The organism is Streptococcus sp. 1171_SSPC, from assembly GCF_001069335.1.
Taxonomy (GTDB): Bacteria; Bacillota; Bacilli; order Lactobacillales; family Streptococcaceae; genus Streptococcus; species Streptococcus xiaochunlingii.
Genome location: NZ_JWAK01000003.1, coordinates 1 through 26493, shown reverse-complemented (window position 1 = coordinate 26493; position 26493 = coordinate 1). Strand labels below are relative to the sequence as shown.

Genomic DNA, 26493 nt, shown 5'->3' with positions numbered 1-26493 from the left:
ACAATTGAGAGGCTAGGACTTTTGTCCCAGCCTCTTTTTGATGGATAGAACCTTTAAAAATCCCTTAAAAATGGTATAATAGGAGCATCACGAAAATTGGAGAGACAGCATGAGTTTTTACAATCATAAAGAAATCGAGCCTAAGTGGCAAAAATACTGGGCTGACCATCACACTTTTAAGACAGGAACAGATGCTTCAAAACCTAAGTTTTATGCATTGGACATGTTCCCTTACCCATCTGGAGCAGGTCTGCACGTAGGACACCCAGAAGGCTACACAGCGACGGATATCCTCAGCCGTTTCAAACGTGCGCAAGGCTACAATGTCCTTCACCCAATGGGATGGGATGCCTTTGGTTTGCCTGCAGAGCAATACGCTATGGATACAGGAAATGACCCAGCGGAATTCACAGTAGAAAACATTGCCAACTTCAAACGCCAAATCAATGCGCTTGGATTTTCTTACGACTGGGATCGTGAAGTCAATACGACAGATCCAAACTACTACAAGTGGACGCAATGGATTTTCACTAAGCTTTACGAAAAAGGCTTGGCCTATGAAGCGGAAGTGCCAGTAAACTGGGTTGAGGAACTAGGAACAGCTATCGCCAACGAAGAAGTTCTTCCAGATGGAACATCTGAGCGTGGTGGCTATCCAGTTGTTCGTAAACCAATGCGCCAATGGATGCTTAAAATCACTGCCTATGCGGAACGCTTGTTGGCTGACTTGGATGACCTTGACTGGCCAGAGTCTATCAAGGACATGCAGCGCAACTGGATCGGGAAATCAACTGGTGCCAATGTCACCTTCAAAGTAAAAGGAACAGACAAGGAATTCACCGTCTTTACAACTCGTCCAGATACCCTTTTCGGGGCGACCTTCACTGTCTTAGCTCCTGAGCATGACTTGGTTGACGCTATTACAAGCCCAGAGCAGGCTCAAGCTGTGGCTGACTACAAACACCAAGCTAGCCTTAAATCAGACTTAGCTCGTACTGACCTTGCCAAGGAAAAAACAGGGGTTTGGACTGGTGCTTATGCCATCAACCCTGTCAATGGCAAAGAAATCCCAATCTGGATTGCGGACTACGTTCTTGCTAGCTACGGTACAGGTGCTGTTATGGCCGTACCTGCCCACGATGAGCGTGACTGGGAATTTGCAAAACAGTTTGGTCTTCCAATCGTAGAAGTCTTGGAAGGTGGAAACGTTGAAGAGGCTGCTTACACAGAAGATGGCCTTCACGTCAACTCTGACTTCTTGAACGGTCTCAACAAAGAAGAAGCGATTGCTAAAATCGTGTCTTGGCTAGAAGAAAAAGGCTTTGGTCAAGAAAAGGTGACCTACCGTCTCCGCGACTGGCTCTTTAGCCGTCAACGTTACTGGGGTGAACCAATCCCAATCATTCATTGGGAAGATGGAACTTCAACAGCCGTTCCAGAAAGTGAACTCCCGCTGGTCTTGCCAGTAACCAAGGACATTCGTCCTTCAGGTACTGGGGAAAGTCCATTGGCTAACTTGACAGACTGGCTGGAAGTGACTCGTGAAGATGGTGTTAAAGGTCGTCGTGAGACGAATACGATGCCACAATGGGCCGGTTCAAGCTGGTACTACCTTCGCTATATCGATCCACACAACACTGAGAAATTGGCTGACGAGGATCTCCTCAAACAATGGTTGCCAGTAGATATCTACGTAGGTGGTGCAGAACACGCCGTGCTTCACTTGCTTTACGCTCGTTTCTGGCACAAATTCCTCTATGATTTAGGTGTCGTTCCAACTAAGGAGCCATTCCAAAAACTCTTTAACCAAGGAATGATCTTGGGAACAAGCTATCGTGACCACCGTGGCGCGCTTGTGGCAACTGACAAGGTTGAAAAACGTGACGGTTCCTTCTTCCATGTGGAAACAGGGGAAGAGTTGGAGCAAGCGCCAGCTAAGATGTCGAAATCCCTCAAGAACGTGGTGAACCCAGACGATGTGGTGGAACAATACGGTGCGGATACCCTTCGTGTCTATGAAATGTTCATGGGACCACTTGATGCTTCCATCGCTTGGTCTGAAGAAGGTCTGGAAGGAAGCCGTAAATTCCTTGACCGTGTTTACCGTTTGATCACAAGTAAAGAAATCGTTGCGGAAAACAATGGCGCTCTAGACAAGGTTTATAACGAAACCGTTAAATCTGTTACTGAGCAAGTCGAGTCTATGAAATTCAACACAGCCATTGCTCAACTCATGGTCTTTGTCAATGCTGCGAACAAGGAAGACAAACTTTATGTAGACTACGCCAAAGGCTTTATCCAATTGATCGCTCCATTTGCGCCTCACTTAGCAGAAGAACTCTGGCAAACAGTCGCAGCAACAGGTGAGTCTATCTCTTACGTGGCTTGGCCAACATGGGACGAAAGCAAATTGATTGAAGACGAAATCGAAATCGTCGTTCAAATCAAAGGAAAAGTTCGTGCTAAACTCATGGTCGCAAAAGACCTGTCACGCGAAGAATTGCAAGAAGTCGCTCTGGCTGACGAAAAAGTCAAAGCAGAGATTGATGGCAAAGAAATCGTGAAAGTGATTAGTGTCCCTAATAAACTCGTTAATATCGTTGTGAAATAAAAAATAAATCCTTCAGAGTTCAGCTCTGGAGGATTTTTGTGAAAAAGAAAGATAAATTCTAGAAAACTTCTCCTTATTTGAAAAAACATGAAAAAAGTTGAAAGTCACCTTCGGAGTATGATAAAATAAGGAACTATATTAGCTATGAAGAGATTGGAGAATGAGCGATGAAGAAACCAGTGATTGGGATTACGGGCAACCAACGCCCTTTCCGTGAAGAGGATGGAATGTACCTCAGTTATACACCGACAGGCTTTGTTCAGGGGGTTCAAGAAGCAGGAGGTATCCCTCTGATCCTTCCGATTGGAGACCCAGCAACGGCTGAGCACTATATTTCCTTGATTGACAAGCTGATCATCACAGGTGGTCAGCATGTTTCTCCTCAGTTTTATGGAGCAGAGAAGGAGATTGTTAGCGATGATTACTTGCTCGAGCGTGACCTTTTCGAGTTGGCCTTGATCAAGGAAGCAGTAGCTGCAAAGAAGCCCATCTTTACGGTTTGCCGAGGCATGCAGCTCTACAATGTAGCCATGGGCGGGACACTTTACCAAGATATCGACCATCACTGGCAGGAAAATCCTGCCAGCGAAACTAGTCATTCAATCGAAACAGTTGAAGGGACTGTTTTGCGGGACTTATTCGGAGAAGTTGGTCAGATCAATTCCTACCACCATCAAGCGATCAAGGATCTAGCCCCTCATCTAGAAGTGATTGCTGTTAGTCCTGAAGATCAGATCATCGAAGCAGTGCAATCATCCCACGGGACAGCCTTTCTCGGGGTTCAGTGGCATCCAGAACTGCGTTATCAGATAAGTGAAGGAGACAAGGCTCTCTTTGATTATGTCGTTAATCAACTATAATGGAAACAAAACACGTTAGAAATCGGGTCTTCTGATAGCTAGCGTGTTTTTTCTATAATCTGCGTAAAAATGACTGAAAATAGTCACTAGGAAGAGAGCTGAAAGGGAGTATAATAGAGAGGAAGACAATGAGAGAGGATAAACACATGATCAACTTTCCACAAGATTTTTTATGGGGGACTTCGACATCTGGTCCTCAGACAGAAGGGCGCTTTGCCGGAGATGGTAAGGGGGACAACCTCTGGGACTACTGGTATCAGGTAGAGCCTCATCGCTTTCGCTTCCAAGAAGGACCTGGCTTAACTTCGACCTTTTATGAAAACTGGGAGGAAGACATTGAGCTTCTAGTCGAGACGGGGCATACTGCCTTTCGGACCTCCATCCAATGGTCTCGGATTTTCCCTAAAGGGCGTGGAGAAGTCAATCCAGTAGGAGTGGCTTTTTACCGCCAAGTTTTTGAACGCATCAAGTCCAAAGGTATTCACTTGATGGTCAATCTCTATCACTTTGACCTTCCTTTTGCCTTGCAAGAAGAAGGAGATGGCTGGGAAAATAAGGAGACGGTCTACGCCTATCGCGACTATGCTCGTTTCTGCTTTGAAACCTATGGAGACTTGGTCGATCAGTGGATCACCTTTAATGAACCCATTGTTCCTGTAGAGTTTGGTTACTTTTATGATGCCCATTACCCACACAAGGTGGATGCCGCTGCAGCAGTTAAAGTTGCCTACCATACCCAGTTGGCAAGTAGCCTTGCTGTTCAGGCCTGTCATGAGGTGGATCCAAACTATCGAATTGGAGTGGTCTTAAACTTGACGCCAGCCTATCCGCGGAGTCAGCATCCAGCAGATGTCAAGGCGGCACGAATCGCTGAGCTCTTCCAAGCTAAATCCTTCCTCGATCCGTCTGTTCTTGGGACTTACCCACCAGAGTTGGTAGAGATTTTGCGGGAGCGTGCTCTCTTGCCAGAGGTGGATCCAAATGACTTAGAGCTGATCAAAGAACATACAGTCGACTTCTTAGGGGTCAACTATTACCAACCAATGCGTGTCTCTGCGCCCCGTTATGCGCCAAACCCAGAGTCTCCTATGTTGGTCGAGCAGTTCTACGAACCCTATGTCATGCCAGGAAGAAAGATCAACCCACATAGAGGCTGGGAGATCTATGAGCAAGGCTTGTACGATATTGCCCAAAATATCAAAGAAAATTACAACAACATCGAGTGGCTCCTAACAGAGAATGGAATGGGAGTTGAAGGAGAAGAAAAATTCCGTCAAAACGGGGAAATTCAAGATGACTACCGGATTGACTTCGTCAAAGACCACCTGCGTGAATTGCACCGAGCTATCCAAGATGGGGCCAACTGTAAGGGCTACCTTATGTGGACCTTTATCGACTGCTGGTCTTGGCTCAATGGCTATAAAAACCGCTACGGCCTTGTCGAATTAGACCTAGCCACTCAAGAAAGACGCCTGAAAAAATCCGGTCATTGGTTCCGTGAATTGAGCCAGCAGAATGGATTTGAAGAGTAAGTTTTTGAGGATTCTGTTATCTAAGTACGATAGGCCCGTTCATTTCAGTAAATGACTGACTAGTTTTATTTTCGGAAGTGTGGAACTCCATCAGATGCAGATGTTTCTGACGGCATTCTTCATTTCCGATTTTTCATTTAGTGCTGGAAAAGGTTCAAAACCCTTCAACTTCAATATGTGCTATAATGAAATCAGAAGAAAAGGAGCTTGTATGATGGATTTTAAAACAGAACTAGGACAAAAAGTACAAACTCTACGTGAAAGTAAGGGATTAAGTAGACAAGCAATCTGTGGTATTGAGGACCTATTAACGACGCGCCAACTCCAGCGAATTGAAAAGGGTCAGTCTTTGCCAACGATTGCAACAGCGAAGTATATTGCTGAGCAACTAGGTGTTTCTTTGGATGCTTTGACAAATCAAACTAGTTTGGAATTACCTGCAGAATATCTGAACCTGAAATATCAACTACGGACGTTATACCATTATGGAGATCAAGATCGTCTTCATCGGCATGAAGAAATTATTGAGGATATTTACGAAAACTATTTTGATAACCTGCCAGAGGAAGAAAAACTGTCTGTCCAGGTCGCCCAAGCCACGGTTGATATGATTGGATCCAAAAATCCTTCTTTTGATCAAGGTTTATTAGATGAGTATCTAGAGCAAGCCATGAAGAAAAAAGAGTTAAGTCTCAACGATGTGGAGATTATCAAATTGCGCTTGCTTTCTTTGGCTTTGGGAGCCTTTGATCAAGATGAATTTATACACTTAGTAGAGAAAATCCTACTTGCGATAGATTATTTCCCCTTATCAGAATTGGAAATGCTACAAAACACTCTTATCTCAGCTGCAGGTGTGTTAGCCCATTATGGGATATACGACAGATTGCCAGACATTGTTAAAGCCTTAAATGATATTATGACAAAGAGACATGATTTTCAGGATAATATTTTTGTTTATGCTTTAAATTGGAAAGTTGCTTTATTTATAGAAGATGACTTAGAAAAAGCAAAAAATGATTATCAAAAAGTATGCTTAATGGCTGACTTATTATCTGAGGATCTAGTGAAGAGAAACATGCAAGAAGAATGGAAAGAGGACCTTGCCAAAAAAGGTCTAAACTACACTGAGGTATAGAGAAGTATTTATCCTTTCGTCTGTTGTTCTCAAAAAATATAAAATGAATATTGAAAACCTGTGAATCTTCACAGGTGTTTTTTGGTGAAAAAGATGCTTAGACTGGACATGAATGTCCTCACGTTAGAGGATAGAAATTGGATATACTGGGAATACAAGGAAAGAAGAAAGGATCTTGATGTCAGAAAATGGAAATTAGATTACACAATGTAAAGAAAAGCTATGGTTCCTTTGAGGCTTTGAAAGGAATTGATTTAGTTCTTGAGGAGGGGAAATTTTATGGACTTCTTGGACCGAATGGGGCTGGGAAAACAACGCTTTTTAATTTGTTGATTCAGAATTTCAAGCCAAGTTCAGGAGAGATTTTTTGGGAAGTAGATGGAAAATCCTTGTCAACGAAAGATTTTTATCGACATATCGGTATTGTATTTCAAAGCAATCGTCTAGATGATCATTTAACGGTAGAGGAAAACCTGATTTCTCGAGGAGCCTTGTATGGATTATCAAAATCACAAGTACAAAAGCGTATTAAAGATCTGCAATCCTATTTGGATGTAGCTACTCTTAAAAAGAAAAACTATGGCAGTTTATCAGGAGGACAAAAACGAAAAGTAGATATTGCCCGAGCTTTATTGCCACAACCGTCTTTGCTGTTATTAGATGAGCCAACAACTGGTTTAGATCCACAATCTCGTCATGATTTATGGGAAGCGATTAATTATCTGAACAAAAAAGAAAATATGACAGTCGTTCTAATTACACACTATTTAGAAGAGATGGCTGCTTGTGATGTCTTAAATGTCTTAATTGAAGGGAACTTGTACTATTCAGGAGATATTGCTAATTTTATTAAACAGCATTCAACCACTAACCTGAATCTTACGTTAAAACCTGGTAAACCAGTCAATTCGTTATCTGTCTCTAAGTTTGCTAATAAGTGTCAGATCCTTTCGGAGGCAGAAGTCGTATGTAAGGATGTTTCCGTTGAAGAGATGATGGAAATTATTGCAGAAAATCAAGGAAAATCAATTATTGAAACATTTAATGTAGAATATTCAAATTTAGAAGCAGCTTATTTGAACTTACTAAGATCTAAAGGAGGAGAAGGGAATGCTTGAATTAATCTCTAGAAATCGGAAAGTCTATACAAGAGATCGCTTAGCTTTCTTTATGTCCTTCTTATCGGTCATCATCTTGATCTTGGTTTATCAAGTCTTTTTAGGACAAATTCAGATTGATGCCATCAAGGAAGCTTTGAATAGTGATACCGCCTCTACGGACACCATTCAGATGGTCAATTATTGGTTAATCTCAGGTTTAACGACCATTATCTCAATGACCAGTACTCTTGGTGCATTTGGAGTGATGGTTTCGGATAGAGAAAAGAAGTTGAGTGAGGACTTTAAAGTCAGTCCAGTTTCTAACTTTAAAATTGAACTATCGTATGCGATCTTTGCGATATTATTTGGGATTATTATGACTCTGTTCTCTTGTATCTTTGCAATTGGTATGTTTAATGGTTTTAGTGCTCTTCTTGACTATTCTATGATGGACTACTTATCTATTTTAGGAGTTGTCACAATGGGAACGATGTTGTCTGCAACTATTATTCTGCCAATCCTAGCTTTTATTCGAACCAGTTCAGCATTTACAACTTTGAGTACAATAGTTGGAACTTTTATCGGATTCATTTCAGGTGTTTATCTTTCGATTGGTTCTGTAGGAGGAAGCTTGCAACAGGTCATGACCTGGTTCCCTCTTACACAGGTAAATGCGCTCTTGAAACAGATTTTAATGAAAGATGCAATTAGTAAAGTCTTTGATCATGCACCGTCTACAGTAATTACGAACTACAAAGAATCTTATGGGATTATCTTGCAAAATGCGAGTGGGGAACATCTATCGAATCACTTCATGCTTGCTTATCTTTCGATTATTATAGTTGTTTTGCTGGGAGTTGATTTGATGATTAAAAAGATCAAAAAAATGAAGTAAAACTTATGCAATTATTGGATAGGCATTTAGATAAGTTGGCATCAATGACAATCTTAAAATAAGCCAATCATCCCAACCTATCACTAAAAAAGTTGGTAGGTTTTTCTTAATCCTTTCTTAACTAGACCAATTTTTGATATTTTGAAGGTTGACAAACAGAAAAAAGCATTGTATACTGACTCCGCTGATAATTTTTCTATCGAATCAGACTAGACCAATTTTATAAATTGGCTAAGAAAATAAGGGAACTCAAGTACGGATACCTATTTTCTTTCATTTTTATAGAAGGAGAAAGCACAGCTTGTCTGTGTCGTATATACTATGTGTGGAATTGTTGGTGTTGTTGGAAATACAAATGCAACGGATATTTTGATTCAAGGGCTTGAAAAGCTCGAATACCGTGGTTATGATTCTGCGGGGATTTTTGTCCTAGGTGGTGCTGAGAACCATTTGGTGAAAGCGGTTGGTCGTATTGCAGAATTGTCTGCCAAGACAGCTGGAGTGGAGGGAACAACTGGTATCGGACATACTCGTTGGGCCACTCACGGGAAACCAACAGAAGACAATGCTCACCCGCACCGCTCTGAGACAGGACGTTTTGTCTTGGTGCACAATGGTGTGATTGAAAACTATCTCGAAATCAAAGAAGAATACCTGGCAGGTCACCACTTCAAGGGACAAACGGATACTGAAATCGCAGTGCACTTGATTGGAAAATTTGCGGAAGAAGAGGGCTTGTCAGTACTTGAAGCTTTCAAAAAAGCCCTTCACATCATCCGTGGATCTTATGCCTTTGCCTTGATTGACTCTGAAAATCCAGATGTCATCTACGTGGCCAAGAACAAATCACCACTTTTGATTGGTCTTGGAGAAGGCTATAACATGGTCTGCTCAGATGCTATGGCCATGATTCGTGAGACCAACCAATATATGGAAATCCATGACCAAGAGTTGGTAATTGTGAAAGCTGATAGCGTTGAAGTGCAAGACTACGATGGCAACAGCCGTGAGCGTGCTAGCTATACTGCTGAGCTTGACTTGTCTGATATCGGAAAGGGAACCTATCCTTACTACATGCTCAAAGAAATTGATGAGCAACCAACAGTGATGCGTAAGCTCATCCAAGCCTACACAGATGAGGCTGGTAAAGTAGTGGTAGACCCAGCCATCATCAAGGCTGTTCAAGACGCTGATCGCATCTATATCCTTGCAGCTGGAACCTCTTACCATGCTGGATTTGCTTCTAAGAAGATGTTGGAAGAATTGACGGATACACCAGTTGAACTGGGCATCTCCTCTGAGTGGGGTTATGGGATGCCACTTCTCAGCCAGAAACCACTCTTCATCTTTATCAGTCAATCTGGTGAAACAGCTGACAGCCGTCAGGTTTTGGTTAAGGCCAATGAAATGGGAATCCCAAGCTTGACAGTGACAAACGTGCCAGGATCAACCCTTTCACGTGAAGCCAACCATACTATGTTGCTTCATGCAGGTCCTGAAATTGCTGTAGCTTCAACCAAAGCTTATACTGCGCAAATCGCAGCCCTTGCCTTCCTTGCAAAAGCAGTCGGTGAAGCAAATGGCAATGAAAAAGCCAAGGCTTTTGACTTGGTTCATGAATTATCTATCGTAGCTCAGTCTATCGAATCAACCCTTTCAGAGAAAGAACTGATTGAAAATAAGGTTCGTGATCTTCTTGAAACAACACGCAACGCCTTTTACATCGGACGTGGTCAAGATTACTATGTAGCCATGGAAGCCAGTCTCAAGCTCAAAGAGATTTCTTACATCCAATGTGAAGGTTTTGCGGCTGGAGAGCTCAAGCACGGAACCATTGCCTTGATTGAGGATGGAACACCTGTTTTGGCCCTCTTGTCTGACCCAATTCTTGCCAACCACACTCGCGGAAATATCCAAGAAGTGGCAGCGCGTGGAGCTAAGGTCCTTACTATCGCTGAGGAAAATGTTGCCAAAGATACCGATGATATTGTTCTTACAACGGTCCACCCTTACCTCTCACCAATCTCAATGGTGGTACCAACCCAATTGATCGCTTACTTTGCAACCCTTCACCGTGGACTCGACGTGGATAAACCACGGAACCTTGCTAAGTCCGTAACAGTAGAATAAAAATGAAAAGAAGATAGGATCAAGTCCTAGCTTCTTTTTCTTTTATCAGAGGCTGGGTTAAAAAACAGTGAGTTAGAAAACCCATGAAAGCAGGAGCTCCATGGGCTATTTGTTTGATGGCGGTAAGACATACTCTTGGATAGCTTGCGCTACACCGTGTTCCTGGTTGCTGGTAGTGACAACTTGAGCTTCCTTTTGGACGGCTTCAGGAGCATTTCCCATGGCAACTCCAAGTCCAGCCAGACGAATCATAGGGAGGTCATTGAAGTGATCTCCGATGGTCATGACCTGTTCCAAAGGGACCTGGTAATAAGCAGCCAGTTCAAGGACAGCATCCCTTTTTGAGACGGACTTGGCGGTGACTTCTAGGTAGTTTTCTTTTGAAAGGTAAAAGGCAGTCTGCGGAAATTCTTGTGGATCTAGCTTTTGATAGAGTTCTTGAATGTTCTGAGTCTCGCCGATCAAGAGTAATTTGTGTAGATGGAGAGCATCGTCAGAGAGGGTCTGAGAAAGGGGCTGTATCTGTGGCGTCTCACCAGTAATCGAAGCCTCAACTTGGGTCCACTGGTCCTCTCTAGAGTTAAACCAGACTGCCCCACTATAACAATTAATCGAAATGCTGGGATCTAGTTCTTCCACGCGATGGAGGAAGGTGCGGATCTCATCTTTTTTCAGGCTGTGTTCAAATAGAATCTCTTCTCCCTTGACGATGAGAGCTCCATTGTAGCACGCGATCGGTTCCTGATGGACGCCCAATCTTCTAGCGATAGGAGCAATCCCGATAGGAGAACGAGCCGATGCCAAGATAAAAGGAATCTTTTTTTCTTGGAGCTGGGGGATGAGTTCGATGAGGTCGGGATCGACCTGATGCTGCTGATCCAGAATAGTTCCGTCAATATCACTGAAAATTAAACGAATGGAAGACATAGGCACCTCCTTTTCTTTAGTATACCATATTTTAGGAGGGAAGGATGTGCAGTATCATTAGGAAGTTACGGAAGGGATGGTTTCTTTTCCAGACGCTAAAAAACCATAGCTGAAAGAAGCTATGGCTGTGGCCTTATCGAGGTTTTATTTCAATAAGGCTCATGTATAAAAGTTGTTGGTTTAGAGAGTACCCGCTAATTTTCGCATAAATATGAACGTTTTAGTCTTAGGAAAAAAATTTTTTAAAAAATGTAAAAAAATTATGTAAAAAGTATTGACAAAAAAATCATTCTGCTTTATAATAATTTATGTAAACAAAAAGAGGTTGAGAAAATCTCAAAAGTTTACAGGATCAATAGTGGAAAGGAGATGGTAAGATGCTATTTCCAAAATATAGAAAACTAATTGATAAAAGAAGAAATACAAGTTCCTAGCCCTCGAGGCTATTCATTTAAAAGCAAAATAAAATTATGTAAACAAATTTAAAGTAGCTAAATCAGCTACTCATTTTCAAGAACAAATTAAAATTATGTAAATTAGAGGTAAACAATATGAATAACAACTTTAACAATATGGATGATCTTTTCAATCAACTAATGGGAAATATGGGTGGTTTTCGTTCTGAAAGCCGTCGCTACATGATCAACGGTCGTGAAGTGACACCTGAAGAATTCGCTATTTACCGTCAAACTGGACAACTGCCAAACGAAGGAAGTGAACAAGTGCAACACCATCAAGGTAAAGGGATGAAACAAGATGGGATCCTTGCAAAACTTGGTCGCAACTTGACCGAAGAAGCTCGTGAAGGAAAATTGGATCCGGTCATCGGACGCAACAAAGAAATTCAAGAAACAGCTGAAATCTTGTCTCGTCGTACCAAGAATAACCCTGTCCTTGTAGGGGATGCGGGTGTTGGTAAGACAGCCGTTGTAGAAGGCTTGGCCCAAGCTATTGTGAATGGTGACGTTCCAGCAGCCATCAAGAACAAAGAAATCATTTCGATTGATATTTCTGGTCTAGAAGCTGGTACACAATACCGTGGTAGCTTTGAAGAAAATATCCAAAATATGATCCAAGAAGTCAAAGCCATGGGCAATGTCATCCTCTTCTTTGACGAAATCCACCAAATCCTTGGTGCGGGTAGCACAGGAGATGGTCAAGGATCTAAAGGTCTTGCGGATATCTTGAAACCAGCTCTTTCACGTGGTGAATTGACCGTGATTGGGGCAACCACTCAAGACGAATACCGCAACACCATCTTGAAGAACGCTGCCCTTGCCCGTCGTTTCAACGAAGTCAAGGTCAATGCTCCATCTGCTGAAGATACTTTCAAGATCCTCCAAGGAATCCGCGAATTGTATCAACAACACCACAATGTTGTCTTGCCAGATGAAGTCTTGAAAGCAGCAGTTGATTATTCTGTTCAATACATTCCACAACGTAGCTTGCCTGATAAGGCCATCGACTTGGTCGATGTGACAGCTGCTCACTTGGCAGCACAACACCCAGTGACAGATGTCCATGCTGTGGAACATGAAATTGAAGAAGAAAAAGCTAAACAAGAAGCTGCAGCTGCTAAAGAAGATTACGAAGCAGCTCTTAATGCAAAAGTTCGGATCGAAGAACTTGAAAAGAAAATTGCCAACCATACAGAAGATCACAAGGTGACTGCAACTGTCAATGACGTAGCGGAGTCTGTCGAACGGATGACTGGTATTCCAGTATCACAAATGGGGGCAACCGATATCGAACGCTTGAAAGATATGGGTCACCGTTTGCAAACCAAAGTTATCGGTCAAGACAAGGCTGTTGAAGCCGTTGCAAAAGCAATTCGTCGGAACCGTGCTGGCTTTGATGAAGGAAACCGCCCAATCGGTAGCTTCCTCTTCGTAGGTCCTACTGGTGTTGGGAAGACTGAGTTGGCTAAACAATTGGCTCTCGATATGTTCGGTACCAAAGATGCTATTATCCGTTTGGATATGTCAGAATACAGCGATCGTACAGCTGTATCTAAATTGATTGGTACCACTGCTGGTTATGTTGGTTACGATGACAACAACAATACCTTGACAGAACGCGTCCGTCGCAATCCATACTCTATCGTCCTTCTTGACGAGATTGAAAAGGCGGATCCTCAAGTGATCACCCTTCTCCTTCAAGTATTGGATGATGGTCGTTTGACAGACGGTCAAGGAAACACCGTCAACTTCAAGAATACCGTAATCATCGCTACTTCAAATGCTGGCTTTGGTTACGAAGCCAACTTGACAGAAGATGCGGACAAACCAGAACTCTTGGATCGTTTGAAACCATTCTTCCGTCCAGAATTCTTGAACCGTTTCAACGCTGTCATTGAATTCTCACACTTGAGCAAGGAAGACCTTTCTAAGATTGTTGACTTGATGTTAGTAGAAGTGAACAAAACTCTTGCTAAGAAAGATATCGACTTGACAGTGAGCGATGCTGCCAAAGAATACATGACAGAAGAAGGCTATGATGAAGTCATGGGCGTACGTCCACTCCGTCGGGTGGTTGAACAACAAATCCGTGACAAGGTGACCGACTTCCACTTGGATCACCTTGATGCTAAACACTTGCTAGCAGATATGGAAGATGGAGAATTGGTTATTAAAGAGAATACAAACTCAGAAGAATAACTAGGACATCTAGTACCATAAACGAGAGAAAATCAGTTTGAAAAAGAAGGTTAAGAAGAAATTCTTAGCCTTTTTTATGTCAACAAAAGAAAAATATATAAGGTATAGTTTTATCGTTTTTTTTCCCAGAAAGTGAAAAATGATAAAAAATAGGTATGTTTTTTCATGAATTGATGCTAAATACAGCATGAAAATGCCTTAGAAAGCGTCTGTAAGCAAGATTTCCATATAAATGAACAAATAAATTATATAATATATAAAAGACTAAATTTAAGGGGATAGGATGATTTTATGAAAAATCCAATTGATATTTATTCGACAAAAGATTACAAGAAAGTTGAAGCTGTCGTTCAATTGATGGTGGATGGAAAGGTGACAAGTTATAGAGTAGCAACTGAGACAGATATTAGTAAGATGAGTCTAGCTACCTTGACAAAAGGAACCAGTAAAATTAAAAACATTACCTATCAAACAGCGATGTTGTTGATTGAATGGTATGATAAAAATCATGAAAAATATGGAATCACAATCGATTAGTAAAAACCTATTTTTTATGGTTTTTTCTTTTTCTAAAAAAGAAAGCACTAGAAAAGCTATCCGGATCGGATAGTGGCTGGACACCTCCATCTAAGGACTTATTTTTTTGAAAATCAAGGGTTCGTATTGAAAATACCTATAAAATTTGCTATAGTAGAGCATATATGATTTAAAAAGGAGAAACGGTATGCAAAGTGGTACAACCTTGCTATTTATGCTTGCGCTAATGGTCGGAATGATGTTCTTCATGAGCCGTAGCCAAAAGAAACAATACCAAAAACGGATGGAGAGCTTGAACAAGCTTCAAAAAGGGTATGAAGTGATTACCATCGGTGGTTTGTATGGAACAGTTGATGAAGTAGACACTGAACGTAAAACCGTTGTCTTGGATGTGGATGGCGTATACCTCACATTTGAATTGACAGCTATTAAAACAGTTTTGCCAGTTTCAGAAGGAGTGACAGCTGGTGCAGTTGAAGGCGCTGGTGACTCAGATTCTATCATCGACGGTGAATAATAAGAAAGAGCGATCAAAAGGTCGCTTTTTTCATTTTTAGCTAGATGCCCCCTAGAAAAGGGGCTAGACTGCCATTTTAAGCGGATTTATGATATAATGAAGCGATAAAAACAGTGAAATAGGTAGAAAAACATGTTTCGTTTTAAAAAGAAAGAAAAATTAAGTGTTCCCTTAGAAGTGCCCAAGCACATTGGAATCATTATGGATGGGAACGGTCGTTGGGCCAAAAAACGGATGCAACCTCGTGTCTTTGGCCACAAGGCTGGCATGGAGGCTCTGCAAGAAGTAACCATCGCAGCCAAGGAGATGGGAGTGCAAGCCCTAACGGTCTATGCTTTCTCAACGGAAAACTGGACACGTCCTCAACAGGAAGTGAGCTTTATCATGAATCTTCCAGTTGAATTTTACGATCGCTTTGTTCCAGAACTTCATAGAAATAATGTGAAGATCCAGATGATTGGCGAGGTTTCCCGTCTTCCGAAGGAAACCTTAGAGGCTCTGGAAAAGGCAGAGGCGTTAACCCACTCCAATACAGGCTTGATTTTGAATTTTGCCTTGAACTATGGAGGACGGGCGGAACTGACCCAAGCAGTCAAACAAATCGCCCAGGAAGTTCTCGATGCGCACTTAAATCCAGGTGATATTTCAGAAGAGATCATTGCCAATTATTTGTATACCAGTAGTCTACCCAAGGACTTGCGAGATCCTGATCTGATTATTCGGACCAGTGGCGAGCTTCGCTTGAGTAACTTTTTACCTTGGCAAGCAGCCTACAGTGAGCTTTACTTTACCGATGTGATGTGGCCTGACTTTGGAGAAAAGGCCTTGCATGAAGCAATAGAAGAATACAGCCATCGTCATCGACGTTTTGGTGGTGTATAGGAGAGAAATAGATGAGAAAAGATTTACAGAAGCGAGTGATTTTTGGAGGAATCGCCCTAGCATTCTTTATCCCAGTTGTCCTTATGGGAGGCCTTGTGTTCCAGATTGTAGTGGGACTCATCGCTATGTTGGGTGTTCATGAATTGTTGAAGATGAAAGGTCTGCAGACTGAAACCATCGAAGGAGCCTTGGCCATGCTAGCAGCTCTTGTGTTGGCGTTGCCCTTAGAGAGTTACCTTCCCTTCTTACCAGCGGGTGGCAATTTCATCGCCTATGGCCTTTTGGTCTTATTATTGATGGGGACGACTGTCTTGGCGCAAGGCTATACCTATGACGAGGTTGTCTATCCGATTGCTTCAAGTTTTTATGTTGGATTTGGCTTCCATGCCTTGATTCAAGCACGATTAGCAGGCGTAGATAAAATTCTCTTGGCCCTCTTTATTGTTTGGGCTACGGATTCAGGGGCCTACTTTATTGGGAGCCATTTCGGTAAGAAAAAACTCTTGCCAAGAGTGTCACCTAATAAGACTGTTGAAGGAAGTCTAGGCGGGATTGCTTGTGCAGTCGTTGTGACGATGATCTTTATGATCCTAGATCGTACTGTTGCGGGATCTTACGGTTGGGTAACCATGATTCTCTTTACCATTCTTTTCAGTATAGCAGCTCAGTTTGGTGACCTCGTCGAAAGTGCCATCAAGCGCCATTTTGGAGTGAAAGACTCTGGCCGTTTTATCCCTGGTCACGGTGGTGTCTTGGATCGATTTGATGGCTTGATTTTTGTTTTCCCACTGATGCTATTCTTTGGTCTATTTTAAACAATAATCGTATAATCATCAGATAAAACGAAGGAGCGTGTATGCAATTTATTGCCTTTATTATCATTTTTGGCGTCATTGTTCTGGTGCATGAGTTTGGCCATTTCTATTTTGCAAAGAAATCAGGCATCTTGGTCCGTGAGTTTGCGATTGGGATGGGGCCAAAGATTTTTGCGCATGTGGGCAAGGACGGAACAGCCTATACCATTCGAATCCTTCCGCTGGGCGGCTATGTTCGAATGGCAGGATGGGGAGAAGACACGACAGAGATTAAGACAGGAACGCCTGTCAGTCTGACTTTGAACCCTGAGGGAACTGTTGTTCGGATCAACCTTTCTGGAAAAAATATCGACCAGACAGCTCTCCCCATGAATGTCACAGATTTTGATTTTGAGGATAAACTTGAAATCACAGGAATCGTCATTGAAGAGACCAAGACCTATCCTGTCCACCATGATGCAACCATCGTTGAGGAAGATGGGACAGAAGTACGGATTGCCCCTCTGGATGTGCAGTATCAAAATGCTAGTATCTGGGGACGACTGATTACTAACTTTGCTGGTCCCATGAACAACTTTATCCTGAGTATTGTTGTGTACTCGCTCCTGGCCTTTATGCAGGGAGGAGCAGTGGACTACTACAGCAACCATGTTCGAGTTGTTCCTCAAGGAGTAGTGGCTAAGGCTGGTCTAAAAGACAATGACCAGATTGTTCAGATCAATGAATACAAGGTTTCCAACTGGGATGAATTGACAGATTCAGTCCAGAAGGCAACCCGTAACCAAGGAAAAAATCCAGAAGTAACGATCACCTATGAACGAGACGGGAAGACTCAAAAAGTGACGGTCCAACCAGAAGAAGATGGTGGACGCTATTATATCGGTGTGATTAATGCCGTTAAGACCGGCTTTTTCGATAAGCTTCTCTCAGGTGTGACAGATACTTGGTACACAGCAAGTCGTATCTTAACGGCCTTGAAGGATATTATCTTCCACTTTAGTTTGAACAAGTTGGGTGGTCCGGTAGCGATCTACAAAGCGAGTTCGCAAGCAGCGGAGCTAGGACTTCCAGCTATCCTGTCCCTGATGGCCATGTTGTCCATCAATATCGGAATCTTTAACTTGATCCCCATTCCGGCCTTGGATGGTGGAAAAATCTTGATCAATCTGATCGAGCTGGTTCGTCGGAAACCACTTAAGCAGGAGGTAGAGACCTACTTGACCCTTGCTGGAATAGCGGTCATGGTTATCTTGATGATTGCCGTGACTTGGAACGATATAATGAAATTATTTTTGAAATAGAAAAGGAATGAATCTGAATGAAACAAAGTAAAATGCTTATTCCAACACTTCGCGAAATGCCAAGTGATGCGCAGGTCATTAGCCACGCTTTGATGCTCCGTGCTGGTTATGTTCGTCAAGTATCAGCAGGTGTTTATTCATATCTGCCACTTGCAAATCGTGTGATTGAAAAAGCTAAGAAGATCATGCGCCAGGAATTTGATAAGATTGGTGCCGTTGAGATGTTGGCTCCAGCCCTTCTCAGTGCAGACCTTTGGCGTGAATCTGGCCGTTATGAAACCTACGGTGAAGACTTGTATAAATTGAAAAATCGTGAGAAGTCAGACTTTATCTTGGGCCCAACTCACGAAGAAACTTTCACAGCAATTGTCCGTGATTCTGTCAAGTCTTACAAGCAATTGCCACTGAACTTGTACCAAATCCAGCCTAAGTACCGTGACGAAAAACGTCCACGGAACGGCCTTCTTCGTACGCGTGAATTCATCATGAAAGATGGTTATAGCTTCCACGCTAACTACGATAGCTTGGATGTAACTTATGATGAGTACAAGGCAGCCTACGAGCGTATCTTCACTCGTAGTGGCTTGGACTTCAAAGCGATCATCGGTGATGGTGGTGCCATGGGTGGTAAGGATAGCCAAGAATTTATGGCCATTACTCCTTCGCGTACAGACCTTGACCGTTGGGTGGTGTTAGACAAGTCTGTTGCATCATTTGACGAGATTCCTGCAGAAGTGCAAGAAGAAATCAAGGCAGAATTGCTCAAATGGATGGTTTCTGGTGAAGATACCATTGCCTACTCAAGTGAGTCAAGCTATGCGGCCAACTTGGAAATGGCAACTAACGCCTACAAACCAAGCAACCGTGTTGTGACGGAAGAAGAAGTAGCTCGCGTGGAAACACCAGGTGTCAAATCGATTGATGAAGTGGCTGCTTTCTTGAATGTCTCTTCTGAAGAGCAAACTATCAAGACCTTGGTTTATATCGCAGACGAGGAGCCAGTTGTGGCCTTACTCGTTGGCAATGACCAGCTCAATGAAGTCAAATTGAAAAACCACCTTGGAGCAGACTTCTTGGAACCTGCAACCGAGGCCGAAGTGAAAGAATTATTGGGAGCGGACTTTGGATCTCTTGGTCCAGTCAATCTTCCAGAAAATGTTAAGATTATTGCTGACCGCAAGGTGCAAGATAGCCGTAATGCTGTTGTCGGTGCCAACGAAGATGGCTACCACTTGACAGGTGTCAACCCAGGTCGTGACTTCACTGCGGAATATGTCGATATCCGTGAAGTACGTGAGGGTGAAATCTCACCAGACGGACAAGGTATTCTTAACTTTGCGCGTGGAATCGAAATCGGTCACATCTTCAAACTTGGAACTCGTTACTCAGCAAGTATGGGAGCAGATGTCTTGGATGAAAATGGCCGTGCTGTGCCAATCATCATGGGCTGTTACGGTATCGGTGTTAGCCGTCTCCTTTCAGCCGTTATGGAACAACACGCTCGCCTCTTTGTTAACAAAACACCTAAAGGTGAATACCGTTATGCTTGGGGCATCAACTTCCCTAAAGAATTGGCGCCGTTTGATGTGCACTTGATTCCAGTCAATGTCAAGGATGAAGCTTCTCTTGAATTGACAAGCAAGATTGAAGATCAATTGATCCAGTCTGGTTACGAAGTCTTGGTAGACGACCGTAACGAACGTGCTGGTGTTAAATTTAGCGATAGTGACTTGATTGGTTTGCCAATCCGCATCACTGTTGGGAAGAAAGCGGCTGACGGTATTGTAGAAGTGAAAATCAAAGCTTCAGGCGATACGATTGAAGTGCATGCAGACAACCTGCTTGAAACTCTTTCCATTTTAAATAAATAAGCAATGGTAGAAGACTAGGATTCTCAACATCCTAGCCTTCTTTTTTGTAAGCTGATCCAGCTAGCTGAAAGGATCTTCTTATAGTCGAAAAGTTAGGCGAATTATGATAAAATAAAGGCTAGTAATTCGTCAGGGAGAAATCATGTCAACTAGCTTTGAAATCTTAATGAATCAGTTGGGAATGCCTTTGGAAATGCGTGAATCAGACGCTTTTAAAGGGGCTGAAATCCAAGAGGTCATCGTCCATAAGCTCAGTCGTGTTTGGGAATTTCGTTTTGTTTTTGCCGAAATTCTTCCCATCACGATTTTTCAGGAGCTCAAAAACCGCTTGGCTGAGGAGTTTTCAAAGACAGGAAATCGAGCGGTGTTTGAGATTCATGTGAAGAATCCAACTTTTAGTGAGGAGCTCTTGCAAGCCTATTATCAGGAGGCTTTTGAAGATGGTCCCTGTGCGAGTCAGGGCTTTAAGAGCATGTATCAGCACCTACAAGTCCGCTCTCAAGGAGAAGAGTTGATCATTAGTGGCCCTTCATCTGTGGATACGGAGCACCACCGGAAAAACCATCTGCCTAATCTTGCTAGTCAATTGACCAAGTTTGGTTTTCCTCATTTCCAGTGTCGGGTTGAGGCGGATGACCAGTTGACAGAAGAACTCCATCAAGCCTTCGAGGCTGAAAAGGATCAAATCTTCCAAGCAGCTAATGAAGAAACCTTGCGGGCTATGGAGTCCTTGTCTCAAATGGCCCCAGCACCAGCAGAAGAAAAACCAGCCTTTGATTTCAAGGCCAAAAAGGCTGCGGCCAAGCCCAAGCTGGATAAGGCAGAAGTCACTCCTATGATTGATATCACGACAGAAGAGAACCGCATTGTCTTTGAAGGAGTGGTTTTCGATGTTGAGCAAAAGGTGACTCGGACAGGTCGGGTCTTGATTAATTTCAAGATGACCGACTATACCTCCAGTTTTTCGCTCCAAAAATGGGCCAAGAATGAAGAAGAAGCTCAGAAGTTTGACATGATTAAGAAAAACTCTTGGTTGCGGGTCCGTGGGAATATCGAGGTCAATAATTTCACACGTGATTTGACCATGAATGTCCAGGATGTCCAAGAAGTGGTCCACTATGAGCGCAAGGATCTGATGCCGGAAGGCGAGCGTCGGGTCGAGTTCCATGCCCATACCAATATGTCGACTATGGATGCTCTACCTGAGGTCGAGGAGTTAGTCGCAAAAGCAGCCAAATGGGGTCACAAGGCAGTTGCCATTACGGATCACGGTAATGTGCAGTCCTTCCCTCATGGCTATAAGGCAGCTAAAAAGGCTGGTATCCAACTCATCTATGGGATGGAAGCCAATATCGTCGAGGACCGTGTGCCGATTACCTACAATGAAGTCGATCTAGACCTTCATGAAGCAACCTATGTGGTTTTTGACGTGGAAACGACTGGACTTTCAGCGATTTACAATGATTTGATTCAGGTTGCCGCATCTAAAATGCACAAGGGCAATATCATCGCTGAATTTGATGAGTTCATCAATCCAGGTCATCCTATCTCTGCCTTTACAACGGACCTGACAGGCATTACCGACGATCATGTTCGCAATGCCAAACCTTTGAAACAAGTCCTAGAGGAGTTCCAGGAATTCTGTCAGGATGCGGTGTTGGTTGCCCATAATGCCACCTTTGACGTGGGCTTCATGAATGCCAACTATGAGCGTCATGGCCTTCCAAAAATCACTCAGCCAGTGATTGATACGTTAGAGTTCGCGCGTAACCTTTATCCAGAGTACAAGCGTCATGGTTTGGGTCCCTTGACCAAGCGCTTCGGCGTTGCCTTGGAGCACCACCACATGGCCAACTATGACGCGGAAGCGACGGGCCGCTTGCTCTTTATCTTTATCAAGGATGTCGCAGAAAAACATGGCGTGACCAATCTAGCCAAGTTGAATGTAGATCTAATTAGTCCAGATTCCTATAAAAAGGCACGGGTCAAACACGCGACCATCTATGTCAAGAACCAGACCGGCTTGAAAAATATGTTCAAATTGGTCTCTCTTTCCAATACTCAATATTTTGAGGGTGTTCCTCGGATTCCCCGGACAGTTTTAGATGCCCATCGAGAAGGCTTGATCCTGGGATCGGCTTGTTCTGAAGGAGAAGTCTTTGACGCGGTCGTTTCTCAAGGAGTTGACGCAGCAGTCGAAGTAGCCAAGTATTATGACTTTATTGAGGTGATGCCTCCAGCCATCTATGCGCCCCTCATTGCCAAAGAGCAGGTCAAAGACATGGAGGAGCTCCAGACCATCATCAAGAGCTTGATTGAGGTGGGAGATCGCCTTGGCAAACCGGTCCTGGCGACAGGGAATGTCCACTATCTTGAGCCTGAGGAAGAGATCTATCGGGAAATCATTGTCCGCAGTCTTGGGCAAGGGGCTATCATCAACCGGACCATCGGTCATGGAGAAAATGCTCAACCAGCACCCCTGCCAAAAGCTCATTTCCGTACAACCAATGAAATGCTGGATGAATTTGCCTTTCTAGGAGAAGACTTGGCGCGAAAATTGGTCATTGAAAATACCAACGCACTGGCAGAAATCTTTGAACCCGTTGAAGTGGTCAAGGGTGACCTCTATACGCCTTTTATCGACAAGGCCGAAGAGACAGTTGCGGAATTGACCTATAAGCGAGCCTTTGAGATCTATGGTAATCCGCTCCCTGATATTGTCGATTTGCGGATTGAAAAGGAATTAACCTCTATCCTGGGGAATGGCTTTGCCGTGATTTATCTGGCTTCACAGATGCTGGTGCACCGTTCCAATGAGCGGGGCTACCTGGTTGGATCGCGTGGATCCGTTGGGTCCAGCTTTGTCGCGACCATGATCGGGATTACCGAGGTTAATCCGCTCTCGCCTCACTATGTCTGTGGTCAGTGCCAGTACAGTGAGTTTATCACGGATGGTTCTTACGGTTCCGGCTTTGATATGCCTAATAAGGACTGCCCAAACTGTGGTCACAAGCTCAGCAAAAATGGACAGGATATTCCCTTTGAAACCTTCCTTGGTTTCGATGGAGACAAGGTACCCGATATCGATTTGAACTTCTCAGGGGAGGACCAGCCGAGTGCCCACTTGGATGTCCGGGATATCTTTGGGGAAGAATATGCCTTCCGGGCAGGAACGGTTGGTACTGTGGCTGCTAAGACGGCCTATGGCTTTGTCAAGGGTTATGAGCGGGATTATGGCAAGTACTACCGGGATGCAGAGGTGGAACGCCTAGCTCAAGGAGCTGCTGGGGTTAAACGGACGACCGGTCAGCACCCAGGGGGAATCGTTGTTATTCCAAACTATATGGACGTCTATGACTTCACTCCTGTGCAGTACCCAGCCGATGATGTGACAGCCGAATGGCAGACCACCCACTTTAACTTCCACGATATCGACGAGAACGTCCTCAAGCTCGATGTTCTGGGACACGATGATCCGACCATGATTCGCAAGCTCCAGGACTTGTCAGGCATTGATCCAAATGATATCCCTATGGATGATTCAGGGGTCATGGCCCTCTTCTCAGGAACCGATATCCTAGGAGTCACACCGGAGCAAATCGGTACCTCAACCGGTATGCTGGGGATCCCAGAGTTTGGGACCAACTTTGTTCGAGGCATGGTGGATGAAACCCATCCGACCACCTTTGCCGAGTTGCTCCAGCTGTCAGGGCTGTCTCACGGTACCGATGTATGGTTGGGAAATGCCCAAGACTTGATCAAGGCGGGAATTGCCGACCTATCAACCGTTATCGGATGTCGGGACGACATCATGGTTTACCTCATGCACGCTGGCCTGGATCCAAAAATGGCCTTTACCATCATGGAGCGGGTGCGGAAAGGCATGTGGCTCAAGATTCCTGAAGAAGAGCGCAATGGCTATATCGAGGCCATGAAGGCTAACAACGTCCCTGAATGGTACATCGAGTCTTGTGGAAAAATCAAGTACATGTTCCCTAAAGCCCATGCGGCAGCCTACGTTATGATGGCCCTACGGGTGGCTTACTTCAAAGTGCACCATCCTCTCTACTATTACTGTGCGTACTTCTCGATTCGGGCCAAGGCCTTTGATATCAAGACCATGGGCGCAGGCCTAGAAGCTGTGAAAGCGCGGATGAAGGAGATTGCTGAAAAACGTAAGAACAACGAAGCTTCCAATGTGGAGATTGACCTCTACACCACCCTTGAAATTGTCAATGAGATGTGGGAGCGTGGCTTCAAGTTTGGGAAGCTAGACCTCTATCGCAGTGATGCGACGGAATTCATCATCGATGGAGACACCCTTATCCCGCCATTTGTCGCCATGGATGGATTGGGAGAGAACGTAGCCAAGCAGATTGTGCGAGCTCGCAAAGAAGGAGAATTCCTCTCTAAAACAGAGTTACGCAAACGTGGTGGCGTCTCCTCAACCTTGGTAGAAAAGATGGACGAGATGGGAATCCTTGGCAATATGCCAGAAGACAACCAGCTCAGTCTCTTTGATGATTTGTTTTAATGGATCAACGATCCTCGCTCGGTTTGAGGTTGGTTAATGATAGAAAAGAAAAAAAGAGCAACATCCTGGAAGTCAGGGAAAGTCATTTCCATTCGCCTACGAAATGGTGTTTATGTCTTAGCACAAATGGTGCGAGAGCCCTATCTGGTATTTTTTAACCATTTTAAGGAGGAAAATAGCTGGAAGGGAGTGACCTTGAAAGAGGAGAATATTCTCTTTTGTAAAGCAGTCACTCGTCAGTTTCTACGCTCTAGTCCTGTAACGATTGTCAAAGATCTTGAGCCTCTCTTAGATTATCGGCTGCCTAAAGAATGGATTTATAGCCATATGGGAGGGCATCCGATTACGGTTTCGGTGAAGGGACAGGAGCGCCAAGTAGCTGGTTTTGGTCATCGGCTTTCTTTGGTTGAGGCGGATAAGGAAAGTGGCCAACCAGAGGATAATCCTCTGATGGGACTCTTCCAAGCCTATATCCTACCAGATATCCAAGAGCAAGATTGGGAGCGGGTCGGTCAGGCTGAGCTCATGTCTCTAGAAGTCTTTCCGACGCTCAATGAACGTCTTTATCTCTGCTCTCTCTATGGGAAAAATGTGAATCCAGAGCTAGATATCTCTTTGGGAAAGCCCCTGCCCGATGCTTATGAAACCTATCTCGATATTCTTACCAACAGCCCAGAGGCACGACGTCTCTATCTAGGTGAGGAGGATGCTAAGAAAGGAATAGAACGATGAGAGTAAAAATTTTTGCAGAAGACAAACCTGCTCAAAAAACATTTAGCTATCAATTAGAGCTAGATACCGATACAATTTTAAAAGTTACTGGCCTGGTCTGCTCCACTGTCGTGGTAGCAAACCTCTTGTCACTCTTAAAAGATTAATATAGAAAAGGATTGAACATGGTTTTACCAAATTTTAAAGAAAACTTAGAAAAATACGCTAAATTGTTGGTGGCGAACGGCATCAATGTGCAACCTGGTCATACCTTGGCTTTGAACATCGATGTGGAGCAAAGAGAATTGGCCCACTTGATCGTGAAGGAAGCCTATGCCTTGGGGGCGCATGAAGTGATCATCCAATGGGCAGATGATTTCACTACCCGGGAGAAATTCCTCCATGCACCGATGGATCGCTTGGACAATGTACCTGATTACAAGATTGCAGAGATGAACTACCTCTTGGAACACAAGGCCAGTCGTTTAGGTGTGCGTTCATCTGATCCAGGTGCCTTAAATGGTGTCGAGGCAGAGAAGCTTTCGGCTTCTGCCAAGGCTTTAAGCATGGCCATGAAACCAATGCGCATCGCTACTCAATCCAACAAGGTCAGCTGGACCGTTGCTGCGGCAGCAGGTTTAGAGTGGGCTAAGAAAGTCTTTCCAAATGCGGCGAGCGATGAAGAAGCAGTGGATCTCCTTTGGGATCAAATCTTCAAGACCTGCCGGGTGTACGAGGAAGATCCAGTCAAGGCTTGGGAAGAGCATGCAGCTATTCTTAAGAGCAAGGCAGAGAAGCTCAACAAAGAGCAATTTTCAGCCCTTCACTACACAGCGCCTGGGACAGATTTGACTCTTGGTTTGCCGAAGAACCACGTCTGGGAATCCGCTGGAGCTATCAATGCCCAAGGCGAAGGCTTCTTGCCAAACATGCCGACAGAAGAGGTCTTCACAGCTCCTGACTTCCGTCGTGCAGAAGGATATGTAACGTCTACAAAACCGCTTAGCTACAATGGGAACATCATCGAAGGCATCAAAGTGACCTTTGAAAATGGAGAAATTGTAGACATCACAGCTGAAAAAGGCGATCAAGTCATGAAAGATTTGGTCTTCAAAAACAAGGGAGCGCGTGCCTTAGGTGAATGTGCCCTCGTACCAGATCCAAGCCCAATTTCACAGTCAGGCATCACCTTCTTTAACACTCTCTTTGATGAAAATGCTTCTAACCACTTGGCCATCGGAGCAGCCTATGCAACCAGTGTAGAAGGTGGCGCAGAGTTCACAGAAGAAGAACTCGAAGCAGCCGGCCTCAACCGCTCAGACGTCCATGTCGACTTCATGATCGGCTCAAGCCAAATGGATATCGACGGCATCCGAGAAGACGGCACCCGCGTCCCAGTCTTCCGCAACGGAGATTGGGCAATATAGGGAGCAAAACAGAAATCAGTAACTCGAAGAGTTTGATTTCGTAGTTTT

The 26493-nt window shown here is 43.9% G+C and carries 19 protein-coding genes; 18 read left to right on the top strand and 1 reads right to left on the bottom strand.

What is annotated here, in order from left to right; translation table 11 throughout:
- Nucleotides 1–109: 109 nt before the first annotated feature.
- The 7 genes from leuS (at nt 110) to glmS (ending at nt 10266) form a co-directional block, all read left to right on the top strand.
- Nucleotides 110–2611 (top strand): leucine--tRNA ligase, encoded by a 2502-nt coding sequence (gene leuS, locus ADF75_RS00265; RefSeq protein WP_048788719.1) that lies wholly within the window; start codon nt 110–112, stop codon nt 2609–2611.
- Between the two features lie 167 nt (nt 2612–2778).
- Nucleotides 2779–3471 (top strand): gamma-glutamyl-gamma-aminobutyrate hydrolase family protein, encoded by a 693-nt coding sequence (locus tag ADF75_RS00260; RefSeq protein WP_048788718.1) that lies wholly within the window; start codon nt 2779–2781, stop codon nt 3469–3471.
- A 146-nt stretch (nt 3472–3617) separates the two neighbouring features.
- The gene (locus ADF75_RS00255; RefSeq protein ID WP_048717667.1) at nt 3618–5003 is read left to right on the top strand and encodes a glycoside hydrolase family 1 protein; all 1386 of its coding nucleotides are present in this window, start codon (nt 3618–3620) and stop codon (nt 5001–5003) included.
- Nucleotides 5004–5214: 211 nt separating this feature from the next.
- Complete coding sequence (locus ADF75_RS00250; protein WP_082781658.1) at nt 5215–6141, top strand: helix-turn-helix domain-containing protein; 927 nt, start codon at nt 5215–5217, stop codon at nt 6139–6141.
- 188 nt (nt 6142–6329) lie between these two features.
- Nucleotides 6330–7259, top strand: a complete 930-nt coding sequence (locus tag ADF75_RS00245; protein WP_048788717.1) for an ABC transporter ATP-binding protein — start codon at nt 6330–6332, stop codon at nt 7257–7259.
- Nucleotides 7252–8136 (top strand): ABC transporter permease, encoded by an 885-nt coding sequence (locus ADF75_RS00240; RefSeq protein WP_048788716.1) that lies wholly within the window; start codon nt 7252–7254, stop codon nt 8134–8136. The genes ADF75_RS00245 and ADF75_RS00240 overlap by 8 nt, the downstream gene beginning before the upstream one ends.
- A gap of 321 nt (nt 8137–8457) precedes the next feature.
- Nucleotides 8458–10266: a glutamine--fructose-6-phosphate transaminase (isomerizing) gene (gene glmS / locus ADF75_RS00235; RefSeq protein ID WP_048788715.1), complete on the top strand. Its 1809-nt coding sequence runs from the start codon at nt 8458–8460 to the stop codon at nt 10264–10266.
- A gap of 105 nt (nt 10267–10371) precedes the next feature.
- Here the strand turns inward: glmS and ADF75_RS00230 are convergent, their stop codons facing one another.
- The gene (locus ADF75_RS00230) at nt 10372–11193 is read right to left on the bottom strand and encodes a Cof-type HAD-IIB family hydrolase (protein WP_048788714.1); all 822 of its coding nucleotides are present in this window, start codon (nt 11191–11193) and stop codon (nt 10372–10374) included.
- 551 nt (nt 11194–11744) lie between these two features.
- On the opposite strand from ADF75_RS00230, the gene ADF75_RS00225 reads away from it, so the two are divergent.
- The 11 genes from ADF75_RS00225 (at nt 11745) to ADF75_RS00175 (ending at nt 26445) form a co-directional block, all read left to right on the top strand.
- Nucleotides 11745–13850, top strand: a complete 2106-nt coding sequence (locus tag ADF75_RS00225) for an AAA family ATPase (RefSeq protein ID WP_048788713.1) — start codon at nt 11745–11747, stop codon at nt 13848–13850.
- A gap of 291 nt (nt 13851–14141) precedes the next feature.
- Nucleotides 14142–14387 (top strand): hypothetical protein, encoded by a 246-nt coding sequence (locus tag ADF75_RS00220; protein WP_023022151.1) that lies wholly within the window; start codon nt 14142–14144, stop codon nt 14385–14387.
- Nucleotides 14388–14574: 187 nt separating this feature from the next.
- The gene (yajC, locus tag ADF75_RS00215) at nt 14575–14904 is read left to right on the top strand and encodes a preprotein translocase subunit YajC (RefSeq protein WP_006595033.1); all 330 of its coding nucleotides are present in this window, start codon (nt 14575–14577) and stop codon (nt 14902–14904) included.
- A gap of 132 nt (nt 14905–15036) precedes the next feature.
- A complete protein-coding gene (locus ADF75_RS00210; protein ID WP_048788712.1) occupies nt 15037–15786 on the top strand; it encodes an isoprenyl transferase in 750 nt (249 codons plus the stop codon).
- 11 nt (nt 15787–15797) lie between these two features.
- Nucleotides 15798–16601: a phosphatidate cytidylyltransferase gene (locus ADF75_RS00205; RefSeq protein WP_048788711.1), complete on the top strand. Its 804-nt coding sequence runs from the start codon at nt 15798–15800 to the stop codon at nt 16599–16601.
- A 41-nt stretch (nt 16602–16642) separates the two neighbouring features.
- Nucleotides 16643–17902: an RIP metalloprotease RseP gene (rseP, locus tag ADF75_RS00200; protein ID WP_048788710.1), complete on the top strand. Its 1260-nt coding sequence runs from the start codon at nt 16643–16645 to the stop codon at nt 17900–17902.
- Between the two features lie 17 nt (nt 17903–17919).
- Nucleotides 17920–19773 carry a proline--tRNA ligase gene (locus ADF75_RS00195; RefSeq protein WP_048788709.1) on the top strand — a complete coding sequence of 618 codons (1854 nt, stop codon included), beginning with the start codon at nt 17920–17922 and terminating at the stop codon, nt 19771–19773.
- 142 nt (nt 19774–19915) lie between these two features.
- Nucleotides 19916–24307 carry a PolC-type DNA polymerase III gene (locus ADF75_RS00190; protein WP_048788708.1) on the top strand — a complete coding sequence of 1464 codons (4392 nt, stop codon included), beginning with the start codon at nt 19916–19918 and terminating at the stop codon, nt 24305–24307.
- A 36-nt stretch (nt 24308–24343) separates the two neighbouring features.
- Nucleotides 24344–25039, top strand: a complete 696-nt coding sequence (locus tag ADF75_RS00185; protein ID WP_048788707.1) for a hypothetical protein — start codon at nt 24344–24346, stop codon at nt 25037–25039.
- Nucleotides 25036–25185 carry a hypothetical protein gene (locus tag ADF75_RS10625; RefSeq protein WP_023022162.1) on the top strand — a complete coding sequence of 50 codons (150 nt, stop codon included), beginning with the start codon at nt 25036–25038 and terminating at the stop codon, nt 25183–25185. Before ADF75_RS00185 ends, ADF75_RS10625 begins: the two co-directional genes overlap by 4 nt.
- An 18-nt stretch (nt 25186–25203) precedes the next feature.
- Nucleotides 25204–26445: an aminopeptidase gene (locus ADF75_RS00175; protein WP_048788706.1), complete on the top strand. Its 1242-nt coding sequence runs from the start codon at nt 25204–25206 to the stop codon at nt 26443–26445.
- Nucleotides 26446–26493 lie beyond the last annotated feature (48 nt).

Excerpts from the sequence above, each read along its gene's own strand:
- leuS (WP_048788719.1), top strand. The coding sequence starts at position 110 with ATGAGTTTTTACAATCATAAAGAAATCGAGCCTAAGTGGCAAAAATAC.
- ADF75_RS00260 (WP_048788718.1), top strand. The coding sequence starts at position 2,779 with ATGAAGAAACCAGTGATTGGGATTACGGGCAACCAACGCCCTTTCCGT.
- ADF75_RS00255 (WP_048717667.1), top strand. The coding sequence starts at position 3,618 with ATGATCAACTTTCCACAAGATTTTTTATGGGGGACTTCGACATCTGGT.
- ADF75_RS00250 (WP_082781658.1), top strand. The coding sequence starts at position 5,215 with ATGATGGATTTTAAAACAGAACTAGGACAAAAAGTACAAACTCTACGT.
- ADF75_RS00245 (WP_048788717.1), top strand. The coding sequence starts at position 6,330 with ATGGAAATTAGATTACACAATGTAAAGAAAAGCTATGGTTCCTTTGAG.
- ADF75_RS00240 (WP_048788716.1), top strand. The coding sequence starts at position 7,252 with ATGCTTGAATTAATCTCTAGAAATCGGAAAGTCTATACAAGAGATCGC.
- glmS (WP_048788715.1), top strand. The coding sequence starts at position 8,458 with ATGTGTGGAATTGTTGGTGTTGTTGGAAATACAAATGCAACGGATATT.
- ADF75_RS00230 (WP_048788714.1), bottom strand. The coding sequence starts at position 11,193 with ATGTCTTCCATTCGTTTAATTTTCAGTGATATTGACGGAACTATTCTG.
- ADF75_RS00225 (WP_048788713.1), top strand. The coding sequence starts at position 11,745 with ATGAATAACAACTTTAACAATATGGATGATCTTTTCAATCAACTAATG.
- ADF75_RS00220 (WP_023022151.1), top strand. The coding sequence starts at position 14,142 with ATGAAAAATCCAATTGATATTTATTCGACAAAAGATTACAAGAAAGTT.
- yajC (WP_006595033.1), top strand. The coding sequence starts at position 14,575 with ATGCAAAGTGGTACAACCTTGCTATTTATGCTTGCGCTAATGGTCGGA.
- ADF75_RS00210 (WP_048788712.1), top strand. The coding sequence starts at position 15,037 with ATGTTTCGTTTTAAAAAGAAAGAAAAATTAAGTGTTCCCTTAGAAGTG.
- ADF75_RS00205 (WP_048788711.1), top strand. The coding sequence starts at position 15,798 with ATGAGAAAAGATTTACAGAAGCGAGTGATTTTTGGAGGAATCGCCCTA.
- rseP (WP_048788710.1), top strand. The coding sequence starts at position 16,643 with ATGCAATTTATTGCCTTTATTATCATTTTTGGCGTCATTGTTCTGGTG.
- ADF75_RS00195 (WP_048788709.1), top strand. The coding sequence starts at position 17,920 with ATGAAACAAAGTAAAATGCTTATTCCAACACTTCGCGAAATGCCAAGT.
- ADF75_RS00190 (WP_048788708.1), top strand. The coding sequence starts at position 19,916 with ATGTCAACTAGCTTTGAAATCTTAATGAATCAGTTGGGAATGCCTTTG.
- ADF75_RS00185 (WP_048788707.1), top strand. The coding sequence starts at position 24,344 with ATGATAGAAAAGAAAAAAAGAGCAACATCCTGGAAGTCAGGGAAAGTC.
- ADF75_RS10625 (WP_023022162.1), top strand. The coding sequence starts at position 25,036 with ATGAGAGTAAAAATTTTTGCAGAAGACAAACCTGCTCAAAAAACATTT.
- ADF75_RS00175 (WP_048788706.1), top strand. The coding sequence starts at position 25,204 with ATGGTTTTACCAAATTTTAAAGAAAACTTAGAAAAATACGCTAAATTG.